13 protein-coding genes are annotated in these 14,229 nt (G+C 38.6%); 7 read left to right on the top strand and 6 right to left on the bottom strand.

Going from position 1 to position 14,229, the window contains the following annotated elements:
- The first annotated feature begins 10 nt into the window (after positions 1–10).
- From AK966_RS15100 to AK966_RS15070, 7 genes are all read left to right on the top strand, one after another.
- The gene (locus tag AK966_RS15100; RefSeq protein WP_216360612.1) at positions 11–1,072 is read left to right on the top strand and encodes a GHMP kinase; all 1,062 of its coding nucleotides are present in this window, start codon (positions 11–13) and stop codon (positions 1,070–1,072) included.
- Positions 1,060–1,650, top strand: a complete 591-nt coding sequence (locus tag AK966_RS15095) for an SIS domain-containing protein (protein ID WP_099079369.1) — start codon at positions 1,060–1,062, stop codon at positions 1,648–1,650. The genes AK966_RS15100 and AK966_RS15095 overlap by 13 nt, the downstream gene beginning before the upstream one ends.
- Positions 1,643–2,371 carry a nucleotidyltransferase family protein gene (locus AK966_RS15090; RefSeq protein ID WP_119464470.1) on the top strand — a complete coding sequence of 243 codons (729 nt, stop codon included), beginning with the start codon at positions 1,643–1,645 and terminating at the stop codon, positions 2,369–2,371. The genes AK966_RS15095 and AK966_RS15090 overlap by 8 nt, the downstream gene beginning before the upstream one ends.
- Positions 2,372–2,481: 110 nt before the next feature.
- Entirely contained in the window at positions 2,482–3,429 is a 948-nt protein-coding gene (locus tag AK966_RS15085; protein ID WP_119464469.1) for a hypothetical protein, read from the top strand.
- A gap of 55 nt (positions 3,430–3,484) precedes the next feature.
- Entirely contained in the window at positions 3,485–4,909 is a 1,425-nt protein-coding gene (locus AK966_RS15080; RefSeq protein ID WP_119464468.1) for a UbiA family prenyltransferase, read from the top strand.
- Positions 4,906–5,274 carry an EamA family transporter gene (locus AK966_RS15075; protein WP_099079373.1) on the top strand — a complete coding sequence of 123 codons (369 nt, stop codon included), beginning with the start codon at positions 4,906–4,908 and terminating at the stop codon, positions 5,272–5,274. Before AK966_RS15080 ends, AK966_RS15075 begins: the two co-directional genes overlap by 4 nt.
- A 335-nt stretch (positions 5,275–5,609) precedes the next feature.
- Positions 5,610–6,230, top strand: coding sequence for a hypothetical protein (locus tag AK966_RS15070; RefSeq protein ID WP_099079374.1), 621 nt, complete (start codon positions 5,610–5,612; stop codon positions 6,228–6,230).
- A 45-nt stretch (positions 6,231–6,275) separates the two neighbouring features.
- Here AK966_RS15070 and AK966_RS15065 read toward each other — a convergent pair whose 3' ends face one another.
- The 6 genes from AK966_RS15065 to AK966_RS15040 all read right to left on the bottom strand — a co-directional run bounded on the left by AK966_RS15065 (position 6,276) and on the right by AK966_RS15040 (position 14,072).
- Positions 6,276–6,791, bottom strand: a complete 516-nt coding sequence (locus tag AK966_RS15065) for an SGNH hydrolase domain-containing protein (RefSeq protein ID WP_119464467.1) — start codon at positions 6,789–6,791, stop codon at positions 6,276–6,278.
- A gap of 51 nt (positions 6,792–6,842) precedes the next feature.
- Positions 6,843–9,416 (bottom strand): PHP domain-containing protein, encoded by a 2,574-nt coding sequence (locus tag AK966_RS15060; protein WP_119464466.1) that lies wholly within the window; start codon positions 9,414–9,416, stop codon positions 6,843–6,845.
- 99 nt (positions 9,417–9,515) lie between these two features.
- Positions 9,516–10,970, bottom strand: a complete 1,455-nt coding sequence (locus AK966_RS15055) for a hypothetical protein (RefSeq protein WP_099079376.1) — start codon at positions 10,968–10,970, stop codon at positions 9,516–9,518.
- Entirely contained in the window at positions 10,957–11,772 is an 816-nt protein-coding gene (locus AK966_RS15050) for an XrtA-associated tyrosine autokinase (protein ID WP_099079377.1), read from the bottom strand. Before AK966_RS15050 ends, AK966_RS15055 begins: the two co-directional genes overlap by 14 nt.
- Before the next feature lie 45 nt (positions 11,773–11,817).
- Positions 11,818–13,350, bottom strand: coding sequence for an XrtA system polysaccharide chain length determinant (locus AK966_RS15045; protein ID WP_119464465.1), 1,533 nt, complete (start codon positions 13,348–13,350; stop codon positions 11,818–11,820).
- Between the two features lie 17 nt (positions 13,351–13,367).
- Positions 13,368–14,072, bottom strand: coding sequence for an XrtA/PEP-CTERM system exopolysaccharide export protein (locus AK966_RS15040; protein ID WP_220473358.1), 705 nt, complete (start codon positions 14,070–14,072; stop codon positions 13,368–13,370).
- Positions 14,073–14,229 lie beyond the last annotated feature (157 nt).

Genomic DNA, 14,229 nt, shown 5'->3' with positions numbered 1-14,229 from the left:
GGACGTAAATATGCTGTATGACTTATTGGAAAAGGACTTAAATATGTTGGTAAGAGCACGTTCTCCCCTACGGTTAGGGATTGCCGGTGGCGGTACTGATATTTCTCCTTATTGCGATACATTCGGTGGGTGCGTATTAAACGCGACGATAGATATGTACGCCAATTGTACCATTGAGCTCAAGGAGCACCATGACGGTATCACCTTTATCGCGCAAGATATCGAACAGAAATTTCATTCCCCATTAACGAATGAGCTACCGTTGAGTGGTGAACTACTATTGCACAAAGCAATCTACAATCGCATTGTTCGTGAATTTAACAACAATGAACCTTTACCGGTAAAAGTCTATACATACTCTGATGCTCCTCCTGGTAGTGGGCTTGGCTCATCCTCAACAATGGTTGTGACGATAATTAGTGCTTATCAGCAATTATTAAATTTACCGCTTGGAGAGTATGACGTAGCCAGGCTTGCTTATGAAATTGAGCGTAAGGATTGTCAGCTATCTGGTGGTCGTCAAGACCAATATGCGACAACCTTTGGTGGTTTTAACTTTATGGAGTTTTATGACAACGAGCGTGTCATCGTTAATCCTTTGCGCATCAGACAAAGCATATTGAATGAACTTGAAAGCCAAATTATTTTGTTCTTTACTGGTGTTTCGCGCTCTTCGGCTCGAATTATTGATGATCAGGTAAAGACAACCAATTCTGAAGATAAAAAGCCTCTTCAAGCGATGCATGAAGTAAAACATTTAGCATACTCAATGAAAGAGTGCCTGCTCAAATCCAATATTGATGGTATGGCTGATCTTCTGAAGGATGCATGGAATGCGAAGAAATCAACATCGTCCGCTATTTCGACTCAACAAATAGAGTTAATTGAGGATAAAGTGCTTAGCGCTGGTGCAAAATCCATTAAAATATCTGGAGCCGGGGGCGGGGGATTCATGATGCTCTTTGTCGACCCTATTCGACGATTAGATGTAGAAAGAGCATTGAATGAATTAGATGGGCATATACAGCCCTTCCGTTTCACCCAGCAAGGAACACAATCATGGACAGTCTAGAGTTTATACAGCAACACATTGCTGAATCCATTGAAACTAAGCAGGCGCTACTTTCATGCCTTTCGATAAATGAAAACATTGTTCAAGCGGCGAAAACCTGTTTGGCCGCCTATCAAAATGGACAAAAAATTCTGGTGGCTGGCAATGGAGGGAGCGCAGCTGATGCTCAACACATTGCCGCAGAGTTTGTGAGCCGTTTTGAGTTTGATCGGCCCGGTTTGCCAGCTCTTGCCCTAACGACTGACACTTCCATATTAACTGCAATAGGCAATGACTACGGTTTCGAAAGGTTGTTTTCACGTCAGATTGAAGCCAATGGCATGGCTGGTGACATATTTATAGGCATCAGTACATCCGGCAATTCTCCAAATATATTGGCTGCATTTGAATCCGCGAAACAGAATGGATTAACGACAATTGGCTTGGCGGGAGTTGGAGGAAAGATTCAAGATGCATGTGATATCTGTATAAGCGTTCCATCCTCACATACGCCACGAATACAAGAAAGCCATATTCTCATTGGTCATATAATTTGTGCTTACGTAGAAGAGGAACTTTTCCGTGCAAAGTATGGATAGCATTACCGCGATAATCCTCTGTGGCGGGTTGGGGACGAGGTTGCGCTCAATAAGCGGTCAGTTACCTAAGCCGATGGTCAGTGTCGCTGAGCGCCCATTTCTGGAGTATATACTTGATTACCTGATAGAGCAGGGTGTGACAAAAGTCATATTAGCGGTGTCTTACCAAAAAGAGGTCATTATTGAGCACTTTGGTTGTAAATATAAAAGTCTAGATATCACATACTCTGTTGAGTCTACTCCTCTTGGTACTGGTGGAGCAATCAAGCAAGCTATGGGGCATTTATCCCAGCCTACTGAGCAGCTCGCACTCATTATTAATGGCGACACCTTAGTTGAGTATGACCTGACTGACATGTACGCCAAAAGTACAGTCAAAAACGCAGATCTTGTTATGTCATTAATAAGCATTGAAGACACAAGCCGCTATGGACGGGTAAAGGTGTGCGATGAAAAAATATCGGACTTTGAAGAAAAGAAGAGTGGTCATTTTGGATTAATTAATGCCGGAGTCTACTTGTTTCACTCTCGTCTTTGTAATGAGCTCCCGCCGCAATCGTCGTTTTCTTTTGAACGCGATTTTTTGGATAACGTTATCCATACACACAATGTATTACCATCTATCTCTGAAGGCTACTTTATCGATATTGGCGTTCCCGAGGACTATCGAAAAGCTCAATTGGACTTTACCAAGTTTAACGAAAATGTAGGAAACGCATGACGCTTGTTGATTTTTATGACGGGAACATTGTTGGGTTAATTGAATGAGTGTAATCACTCTTCATACTCTTTTAATCGACTTCGAACACATTCACAAACATGGAAAGCACAGTGATAAATTTTCTTAACGGTTTGATCAAAAGACGCAACATTATTAAGTTTAATAAAGTGTTGTCAAATGTAATTGATACCCCTCCTATCTGTAGTTCCGATACTTCAGATGTACTTTTGGTTTCACAAGTACACCATGCTGCAGTGAAAATGTCATTGGTTGCAATTAAGTCTTTTGTCCAGAAATTCGGTCAATGCAAAATTGAACTGATTGATGACGGGAGTTTAACCAACGACGACGTATTTTTATTGCGGAAACATATAATAGATGTCTCAATAATCGACATTAACGAGATCGAAACCTTCAGTTGTCCTCGAGGGGGGACATGGGAAAGGCTTTGTTATTTATTAAAAAGAACTGATTATTACTATGTCATTCAGCTCGATAGTGACACCGTCACTATTGGTGCGTTATCAGAGATCCGAGAGCAAGTAAATAATAACCAAGGCTTTACTATTGGTAGCCCAATGTTTCCTGATCCTGTTCCAATTGACTACATGGCTCAATTGGCAAGGAGTTGGAATAATAACCATGTGCAAGCAAAAGCGGAAATGAATCTAACGGCGCTTAAGGTGTTGAACGCTAGCCATTACTTAAGAGGATGCTCTGCATTTGCAGGTTTTCCTAAGGGGTCTAATTTACTGACATTACTGCCAGAAGTATCTAAAATCATGGAAGGAAAGCTAGGGAAAGATACATGGTCTGAGTGGGGAACCGAGCAATTTTCTAGTAACGTGATGCAATCATTATGTGAAAACAGCCAAGTTCTAAAATGGCCAAAATATCATAATCATGGTTTTCCGAACTTTGAAACCAAACAGTCAGGGTTAGCAGGGTATTTAGGCAAAGTCTCTTTAATTCACTTTATAGGCCCAACTAGATTCTCTAACGATCTCTATACAAAAACCGTTAAGCACACCATACAAAATTTAGGGCAAACATTATAGATTAAATTTTATACGGTTATACAAATAACAGTTTCGATATCAACGTGGGTACGTTATGGACAACAATGAATGTTATCCGATGTTTGTAGACTTGGATGGCACCTACACCAAAACTGATTTGCTATTTGAGAGTTTTATAGTCGCTTTCAAAAAAAATCCGCTCATCGCTTTTTACTGCTTTTTTTGGCTGCTCAAAGGCAGATCATATATCAAGTATCAACTTTCTGAGCGTGCCGAGCTTGATTTAAGGTCTCTACCGTTAAACCAGGAGCTTAACTCTTTTCTCCAAGAAGAGAAGAGCAAAGGGAGGAAGATATACCTTGCTACTGCGTCAAACGAAAAGTACGCGAGAGAAATTGTTAGCCAACATGATATTTTTTATGATTGTATTAGCAGCAACAAAAATGAAAATTTAAAAGGGAAAACCAAACTTAAGAAGATAGAAAACATAAGTAAAAAATTTTCTTACGCGGGCAATGATGTTATAGATTTTGAAATATTTGAACATGCGGAGCAAAGTGTACTGGTCAATCCTACTTATCAGGCAAAACGGAAAGCGCTGCAATTTCGAGTTGACAAAACGTTTGATGTTCAACAACCAAGTATGCGGGTTTGGATTAAGCAGCTCAGGACCTATCAATGGTTGAAGAACCTACTTATTTTCGTCCCACTGGTCGTTTCTGGTACATTCGAAGATCTCAATAATATTAGCACCGCCATCTATGCATTTTTCGCATTTAGTTTCTTAGCATCATCAACTTATATTCTCAACGACCTTTTGGATATAGAATCAGACAGAGCCCATCGGATAAAGAAACACCGTCCTTTAGCTGCTGGAGTGATCAGCATCAAAAGCAGTGTTATTGTAGGCATAGTATTCCTTCTTATTGCATCTTTCATTTCAATTTTTATTGGTTATCAGTTTGCTCTCATTTTATTTTCGTACTTGATTTTAACCGTTTTGTATTCTTTTAAAGTCAAACAATATGTCGGTATGGACGTCGTGACACTTGCCCTACTTTACACGATTAGAATACTTGCTGGTGCTGCAGCCATAAATGTCGTTGCTTCTTTCTGGTTGTTAGCTTTTTCGATATTCATTTTTCTTAGTTTAGCGTTAGTTAAACGATGCTCTGAAATTCAAACTATGGAAGTAGATGGCCAAAAAAGCGTAAAAGGCCGAGATTATTCACCTAAAGACTACTCTGTATTGATCAGCTTTGGTGCCTCTTCTGCGTTATTGTCAGTACTTATGTTCTGCTTCTATATCAATAACAATGTACTTACAGACCAATACCAACAACCGGATATACTCTGGTTGATTGTGCCGGCTCTGTGCTATTGGTTAATGAGAATGTGGATAAAAACCCATCGAGGAGAAATGCATCATGACCCCATAATATTCTCGCTGAGAGATAGGGGTAGCATAATCACTATAGGTTTTTGTGGACTAGTATCAATAGCGGCGCAAGTACTATGAATGTTATCTCTATTATATTAATTTTATTTAGCGTTTCTTTATCTGTTTTAGCACAGATTTTATTGAAACAGGGGATGTCAAATCCAACGGTTCACGATTCATTCAGCCTTGGAGTTTTTTCAGGTGTTACAACTGTTTTAACGAATATTTTTGTCCTGGGGGGCCTATTATCCTATGTCTCCAGTGCGGCTATTTGGTTAGGCGTATTAGCAAAGGTAGATGTTAGCAAAGCGTATCCATTCGTCGGTTTAGGCTTTATCGGTACAATGCTGTTTGCGTATTGGTTTTTAAATGAACCCTTAACCATAAATAAGACAACTGGAACACTGTTGATACTTGCCGGTGTATTTTTAATCTCAAAATAGAAAGTGTATGATACGTTGTATCAGCTCTGAGCGTGTCTAACTATTGCTATAGATTAATTAATATCCTTCGAAAATAGATCATGATATCGAAGTCCAACATCTTTGAACTACAGCTAAAAATGTACCTGCCGCCTGATGCTGAGCTATAGTTTAGATGTGATCAAACGAATAATTATTTCGAATGTAGAAAATTCAACTATAGTGTGTGCAAAACCGTTCGGTTTTCTCATTAGTACTAGGGGGTATATAGGTGCCCACGATATCGTACCCATGAAGTTTTCTGTTAGGGACACCAATTTCATTCACGCAGTTTTATAGATGATATCGAGGTGTAGGTGATCAACGTTTTAAACATTGCTATTATCAGTTCGTTGCTACTCAGCTTTAATGCCACTGCAACATTGATTTTCATGGAACACATAGACGAAAGCCAAAGTGTCTTCTGGCTACATGTGCACTTAAATAGCGATTATCTACAATCGTCACAAAGAGACAACGGGGCAGTTAACACTCAAAGCTATTTTACTAACCAAGTTAATCTCGGCTCTCCGACCCAGCGTAAACGAAATAGCTCAATAACAGTACTCGATACTGTAATAGCCACTAGCAGCAATAATAGCGACCTATATTCACCTGATCTTGGAAAACTCGAACTTCCGGTTAACATAGATATCGTTAAGGAGTGGTTTCTTAGTTCTGGTAGCCAAACAAATCTACTTAGTGACTGGAAGAAGTATGTAGATGATATAGTTTATGAAAACCAAACCTATGGCGTATCAACTTCATCCCAAGACTATAACGCTTTCTATCATGACTCTTTTTTTGATTGGCAAATAATAGAAGGCTCTGGTCTGCTGACGTGGGCCAAAGTGTTTGTTGCTGTTATATTGGTATTACTTGGCTTCGTTACTTACATTCGTAATCAACCATCAGATCGGATACGGTCAAGAAGGTAAGAACAACACTACAAACCGCATTACTACTAAGCACGTGGTGTACTCTTAATGGGTGGAAATTAGATCCGTCAGTAATCTTGCGCCATCAACAGATGGATGATGATCATCAAAATACAACGCTTTACCATCCCTAACTGCAAAACAGTCTTTATCATCACAAAATGCATCCGTCGGGTCTATGAAAATCACATTGTCGGGATAACTCGTGTTCTTAAAGTGATTAAGAATAACTTCATTTCTCTTGTTATAAAAAGTCAAAGTAGTTCCGAGCACTTCATGGAAACCAAGATTACTCAACCATACTTTTGAGAGTAACAGCCCTATTGGTTTCTTTATCTCCGGAATAGGCAAATAAACATAGATATTCTTTTTACTTTTTGACAACTCCATAATTGCACGATCGACTGATTCCAATATCTCTTGGAAATTGTCATATAGCGGTCCAACATTAGGATAACTAGACAAATGATCGCCTAGCAAAGCAACAGAGTACCGGTGATTAAACACAACGTTTTGAATTCTGCTTTCATTAAGTATGCTCTTAACTGACTCGTTATACACAGCGCCAATAAGTAGCTTCCGAAGTAGTAGGGCTATACACTTATCGATAATTTAGTTTGTTTCATCTATTGCTCTAACCATAATGGGGTTCGTATAGAACATATAGTCACCGTTAATAGGTTGGAAACTACGCCCTCTCAACCTTATAGCCATATCTCCACCCACAGCCAGTACTGGTACCGACATTACTATGCGATGACCGATCTTATAATCTTCTACATCAAATACTTGGCTTGTCACCGTTTCATTCGAGATAACGATTAACTCTACCTGTTCTAATTTTGTTGGCTTTCCTTTCCAGTTAAGTTCATTTAACGTTAGCTCAATATTGACTGTCAGCTTTTCGACGCCACTGATAGGTACTGTCTCTCCCATAATGGCAGGTCTTTCTAGCTTATCGTGCTTCAGCTCAAATTTTAGATCCCTTACGACTTTACCGTGACTAGCAAAAAAAGAGCCTTTACGTAATGCCTCTATTACTCCATTAATTGAATTGTCCCGCGAATAGACCCTAGTTTCTGAAAATTGACAAGGCCAATAATCACCTCTCGTACCATGAAAATCAGAAGGTGCACGTGCCCCCCAAAGTAATTTCCCTTTGCCAAGTAGATTATCCCACACCCCACCAACCTCTGAGACAACAGGGTCCCATCGGTCATGTGTCTTAAATTTATGGAAATACGAACCAATTTTATCACCAGGAACTCGTTGATGGCCTGGAGCTCCGGAAAAGCCTAAAAAAACACTGTTTTCTTTCGCCCAATCCTCCAAATTTCTAAGAGTCTCTTCAAAACTGTCGACTTTGCGGCTAGGGTGATTATAAAAAACTGCAGGTAAAACTGGGTAAGAATCGAAGCTACTTTCAAGCCACTTAAGCCCATCCCTCACAGATGAAAATGGGTTGTTAGGGTTTCTATAGTCATCGAACTGACGTCGAAACTGACTCGCTATCATGGCGGCAGTATGCCCTTCTGGGAACAGCAGCGTCGCATGCTCTCGTCCCTCATACGGAGGTAAATTCCATTCCAAGCCAGAAATAATTGAAAGTGTTGGAAATGCGCGATCGATTGCTTCAATTTCAAGAAAATAGTCTAATGAACCTGCATGTAAATCACCGTCTGAATGATCAGTAATCGCAATCGCATCGCACCCATAGCTCACCGCTTTATTGGCGATTTGTTCTATCGAATGCCCACCATCGGAATGCTTCGTGTGGATATGAGTATCGACAGCCAACCAAACACCATTGGAAGCCCAAGGGATAGTGTCAATTATAGCTAAACTCTTGTTTCTGGATAAATCATCTAAAGAACTGTTTTGATATAAGGTGAGAGCTTGCACTTCTGCTTGTAGTTTCTCTATCGTTTTAGTGTACTCCTCATTTTCAGTACTACCAATGACCTTTTCAAAGTCTTCAGAAGTTATAGAGCGATGCCGATTAACATTCGGAAAAAAAAGGGCTTCGGAATGACTAGCGATAAGAAGGTTTTGTGAGTGAACGGCATTAATTTTACGACTCGAGATAAAATTAGAAAATCTTGCACCAGCGATATCTGCGGCTAAATCAGAAATATCAAAACCAGAACCATCTTGATTAGCATCAAACAACTCTTTTAGTTCGCCCATATTATTAGCAATTGCTTCGCTACCAACTCTTTCAATAATAGCAGAATATAAAAAGTGCAGTGCTAAATCATTTCTGTTATTAAGAGATGCTGTCTTTGATGAGAGATTAGATAATTTAGTACCTATTGAATATGTGTCAGCATCTATTAGCTCTGCAAAGCGATGGTTTGCGAATGCCATCGCGACCGCCCACAATGCATACTCATTTTCTTTTCTAGCATCACTAATGCGGCTTCTCTCTTTTGCATGTTGAAATACAACATTAAATATTTCTGATAGAGAAAGCTTTCTTTTGCTCATGATGACATCACTTTCCAACATAAACTCTAAATAGCTACCGATAACATCAGGATCAATTTTATTATTGTATCTTGAACTAAATGATTTTATAAATGAAGATATATCAGACAAACCAGATTTGATATAATTCTTTAGATCACCATTTTTTATCGCTCTTAAGCGTAATGTATTATCTTCTATTTCTATACTTTTTATAAATTGCTCAAAAATATCATTAACACCAGAATCAAATACTATTTTTAAAAAAACACTAACCCCGAATTCAACCAAAGAGCCAGGGACATAAATCCCGCCTACCTGACATGAATCGATGGCGTTATTACCATCTGGGATGATAAAGCAAGAAACGTTGACATATCGATTATTAATAAAACCGCTTAAATCTAAGGTTCCTAATACTACCGCACCATAATGAGAAACCTTAATCTCAAAATTCATATTAGGTGTAAGATGTGAAGCAGCTTTAAATATAGATGTTAATTTTTCACCACTGATCTCTACTTCTATTTCATCCTCCAAACCAAAGATGACACCGGATACGTATTGATATTTATCCACTGCATCTTTGACCTCTTTTGGATTAATGTAAACATCAGAAACCAATGGTTTTTTAGATAACAAAAAAAATAGCGGCAAAAATAAAACAATCATAACAAACAGAATTAAAACCTTCCATTTATAACGCCTCAACTTGTCCATCTTTGACAATCACCTCATTGTAAACCCAATTTCAACTCTTTATATCTCACCTATTGATTAAAACATCAAAAATAAAATCATGCACTAACAAGGAATAAGTTAGTATTCAACTGAAACTGTAAAATTAGCTCTATTTTCTTTGTATATCGAACTATTGGCATGACGTAAGGACACGTCCCAAAAAATGCTGTTTGAAATCTGATTTTCTAAAGAAACATCGAATATACGGTAATAATTAATCAGAGATTCAGTTGGTTCAGAATCAAATTTATCTATATCAAATTGAAAGCTAGCAGACAATGAAGTCAAATTAGAGATATTGTGCAAAATGGCAAGTTTACTTCCATAAAGCTTACTGTCTCCTACATTATCACTTCCTACATTATCACTGTCAGAGAGTATTAGCCTCTCTTGAGCACGAAGGTCAAAACTAAACGTTGTTCTGCGTGTAATAAACGACGAGTTCATACTCAACTCTTTGACAAGTTGGAATTCCTCTATATTTTCTCCTACAACAAAAAATTGGCGTTCAAATCCTTCAAGTTCTTCACGATAGCTAATGGTGTTAGTCATTCTTTTGTTTATATTAATCAGCGTAAAATCATAGGAATCCCCATAAAACTTTCTTGTGTAATCAAATGCTAAGAATGTTCTTGGGTTAGGATTAAGACTAACAGCCCACCTCCAAAAGTCCCTATCGTTAATCGAAAATTCGTAACCCAATTCAACATAAGATCTCCGATGTAGATAATATCGTACTCCAGGTCCCCAACTCCCAGATTCAACAACTTTATCTTGATTGCCTGTTGTATATCCTTCATAGTACGCGTGAATGAGAGGGCTCACCCCATATACAGTCTGAATTCCAACTTCTTGGTCGATCTCATAGTTATAATAGGATTCTTTTGTATTAGCAGATATGTTTTTTTCGTAAGAATAATCCGTCAACCAAAAATAATCCTTCTCAGACAAACCATTTTGAAAAACTATATTGCTTTCTATAGCATAATAATCACCTATACCATCTTCGTTAGATGTAGCGCTCCCATAAATGGATCCATAAATATCAAAATAACCTCTTGGATTATTCTGATATGAAATTTCTGCGTCTATCGAACGAGTTTCTATCGTGTTACCAGAAATAATATCAGGGTTAGCATTATCTTGAATAGAACGAGCAATATTGGTAATCGTAGCGTTAGTTTCTAACTCTACAGAGTCCTTATATATTTTTCTATTTGCGAAGAGTGAAAGTTCATTAAACAATTTATTTTCACTAGAGTCTTGCAGGTTAAACGTTTGATATACATCGTAGCCAAACAGCAACTCTCCATTATTTCCAATAGATTCAGTGATAACACCGGCGGACCATGTTGATACGAATCCACTGTTTTCATTTGTTGAATCTAAATTTATGTTATCGGAGTAAGTTAATTCGACCGAAGCCGTTGGACTAATCTCTACATTCGCGGAAAATACATTTTTAACGATGATAGATGATAAAATTAATATTATCCCCTCTAACTTTAGATATTTACAACTAGCCATACCCATAACCGTAACCATATTGACTTAGCTTATAGTTAACAGACTTATTAAGAATAAATCCAATGGCTAACCTGCTATCGAGCTGAGACACCGCCTCTTTGATAGATGAAATTTTCGTTTTGTTGTGTTCGACCACAACCACAACCTGACCGACGAGTTTTGACAACGAGATGGTTTCAATAACACCGAGAAGAGGCGGGCCATCGAACAGCACGATACGATCACTGTAACGGCTTGCTAATTCACTTGCCAATGCCAACATCTTGTCACTGGCCAAAAGTTCGTAGCTCAAATGATGAGCTTCACCTGAAGGCATTATCCGAAGGTTCTCTACTGAAGTGTTGTAAATAATACTCTCTACATCCGATACATCACCGTTTAAGTAGTCGATTAAACCAGGTCTATTATCAATATTAAGTATTCTGTTAACACTAGGATTTAGCACATCCGCATCAACGAGTAATACTGATTTGTTTTTCTCTAACGAAAGCATCATAGCTAAGTTAACAGCGCAGAAGGTTTTACCTTCATTTGCTGTCGAGCTAGAAACCATGATTAGATTGCCATTCTCATGGCTATTTGCTCCAGAGCCAAATGCATTGCTTACCAATTTGTGTTTTATTGCACGAAACTCATCATTAACTCCTTGTTTATTCCCATTACTTCTTACGCAAACCATCCCCTTCTTTTTTAGATCTTCAACATCTATAACGATAATGTCTTTCTTTAAAAATCCAGGTTCATTGATTTCTTTCGTTCGCTCTTCTAAAGATAATTCACCGCTCTCTTCTGATTTTGAGTTGTGCATCCTTTCCCCCAAACGCATTTTATTGTAATAAATAAACTATCGAATCTACCTAATCATGCTATATATTGATGGAACAGTATTGATAACCAGTAACATGAACAACACGCTTAACAACATTAAGGTCATAAAAATAAATACCATTAACCTTTTCTTTTCTGCTGCTAGTAAACCAGAGCACGCTGTAGCCGACACAACACCAAAAACAGGCACTCCTGTCATCTGATAAAGTTGGTTTGGTGAAGTGGCCACTGGATACATCTGGCTCATAATAAACGACACCCCAAAGCCTGCCCCAACGCCAGCGACCAGAACGGCTAATAATAGTAGTAAGCGATTTGGGCCAGAAGGTGATGTCGGTATTGAAGGAGGCTCAATGATTTTGAATTTAATGTCTTCCGAAGCATTTCCGACGCTATTAGAAATAGAGGCAGTTTCACCTCGAGACATAAGCTCTAGATACTTTCCTTTAGTGACTTCGTAATTTCTTGTCAGTGATGTAAGCATAGCCTCAACATCTGGCACAATATCAAGCTTACTTTGATACTCGTCTATCTTCGCTTTGTGATTTTCGACGCGTACTTCTAGCGATGCGATTTCATTGTTAAGTCGGTAAATCGAGATTTTTAAGTCCTGATAGACTAAATTATCATTTAAACTGTTGTCTACAGTGATATTTTTCACCGACTGACTTTTTAACTGTTTTAGCTCTAATAACTGTCGTTTAGTCTCAACGACATCAGGGTGTTTCTGTGTATATCGGAATAGAAGCTCATCTAAACGCATTTCGACAGCCTCAATCCTAGCGTCATACTCAGTCTGAATGGTGAATATTTGGCTCAATGCATTTTGCTTTTCTTCTTCGAGCTGAAGCTTGGCTCTAGCAACACCAGATCTTGCCTCTTTTAGGGCTAATTCTGCTTGTTCTAAATCAGACTTCTCTGATTCAAGATTTGAGTAGTAACTTTGATCACTACCAGGAAGAAGCCCGATATATTCTCGCTTAAAATCTGCTAAGTCTTTTTCTGCTTCGACTAATCGGTTTTCATAATATTCAATTTGGTCATTAATGACATAACGGGCTTGTTCAGCATCAAGTCGTTTATCTCCTAAACTGCTTTCAATAAATACGTTTAGCGCCGCTTGTACTACATTTTTGGCAAAAACTGGGTTTTCACCAGTATAACTGATTGTATATAAATTATTTCTACCCGCAGACCTAATTATTATTCCTGACTTCAAGTCATTTAATAATTCTTCGTATTCTTCTGGAGTAGTTGCCCTAATGTTAGCATCAACTTCATTTCCAATAACTTCGAGATTTCTCGTATTAAGTAATGTCTTGGCCATCAATTCCAATCTCTGGGAAGGATCCGTTTGTATTGCAAGCCCTCGTAGAAGTGGGCCAAGAATAGACTGTGTATCTGCGTAAACTTTTGCCTCTGATGTATACTGATTTGGCAGTAAAGTAACGCCAATCCACCCGATTGGACAAATGATCCAGGCCAAAATGAGAATATACCTTCTTTGCAACCAAATTCCCTGGAGATAGTAAGCCAACAACTTAACTTGTTCTTGCATGTATTGTTCTTCCCTGATTAAAACCACGCCTCTGGAATGATGATAATATCGCCAGGTAAAATATCGACATTCGCCTCTATATCACCGTCTCTCAGTAAGTCATCCATTCTTAAACCGAATTGTTTTTGCTGATTTTTAATCACTCTTATAAGTCGAGCGTTATTTCCGTCGGCAAAATCTGTTAATCCTCCAACCTCAATCATCACGTCAAAGAGCGTCATGTTTTCTTTATAATTGATAGCCTGAGGCTCTAACGCTTCACCCATTACCCGAACCTGCTCGCTGAATGGGCCAACAAAGGTGTCCACCGAGATAGAGACTATTGGATCTCTTATATACACAGATAGTTGGGCTTCAAGCTCTCTAGCGAGGAACGTTGGTGTCTTGCCAGCAACAACAATATCATCGACCAGTTGGGTAGAAATCATGCCATCAGGACGAACCGTATACGTTCCTGATGCCTCTGGATTTCCCCACACCGAAATGGTTAAAGAGTCTCCTGGGCCAATAAGGTAACGATAGTTATTAATGTCCTCAGTCAAGGATGGGTGGATTGTTGCCGTGGGTAACGAAGGTAAATCGTTAGTGGTACAGCCTATCATCAGCCAAACACAACTCAAAACGAATGCTTGTTTAGATTCTCTGTAGAATTGGCAAATTGCACTCATACATGCTTCCTTAGAATTCCTTTTCTCATCCATATCTTTACGTTCCGCTGCCACGTAAACTCAGAGTTCAACGTACCGAATGTTTCGTACTATGACTCCCTTTCCTATTGCCGAATGTACAAAGACATGAAAATCTATAGCTATACAAGAATCTAATATAGAACATGAATTTACACTCTGCACATTAGTTGACAGAAAAAACATGCCCCAA

The organism is Vibrio sp. PID23_8 (assembly GCF_003584965.1).
Lineage (GTDB): Bacteria > Pseudomonadota > Gammaproteobacteria > Enterobacterales > Vibrionaceae > Vibrio.
Note: the sequence above shows the minus strand (reverse complement) of the source record. Positions and strands in the feature narration are given on the sequence as shown.

Bases quoted from the DNA above. Each gene is read 5' to 3' on its own strand.
- AK966_RS15100 (WP_216360612.1), top strand. From the start codon at position 11: ATGCTGTATGACTTATTGGAAAAGGACTTAAATATGTTGGTAAGAGCA.
- AK966_RS15095 (WP_099079369.1), top strand. From the start codon at position 1,060: ATGGACAGTCTAGAGTTTATACAGCAACACATTGCTGAATCCATTGAA.
- AK966_RS15090 (WP_119464470.1), top strand. From the start codon at position 1,643: ATGGATAGCATTACCGCGATAATCCTCTGTGGCGGGTTGGGGACGAGG.
- AK966_RS15080 (WP_119464468.1), top strand. From the start codon at position 3,485: ATGGACAACAATGAATGTTATCCGATGTTTGTAGACTTGGATGGCACC.
- AK966_RS15075 (WP_099079373.1), top strand. From the start codon at position 4,906: ATGAATGTTATCTCTATTATATTAATTTTATTTAGCGTTTCTTTATCT.
- AK966_RS15060 (WP_119464466.1), bottom strand. From the start codon at position 9,416: ATGGACAAGTTGAGGCGTTATAAATGGAAGGTTTTAATTCTGTTTGTT.
- AK966_RS15055 (WP_099079376.1), bottom strand. From the start codon at position 10,970: ATGGGTATGGCTAGTTGTAAATATCTAAAGTTAGAGGGGATAATATTA.
- AK966_RS15050 (WP_099079377.1), bottom strand. From the start codon at position 11,772: ATGCACAACTCAAAATCAGAAGAGAGCGGTGAATTATCTTTAGAAGAG.
- AK966_RS15045 (WP_119464465.1), bottom strand. From the start codon at position 13,350: ATGCAAGAACAAGTTAAGTTGTTGGCTTACTATCTCCAGGGAATTTGG.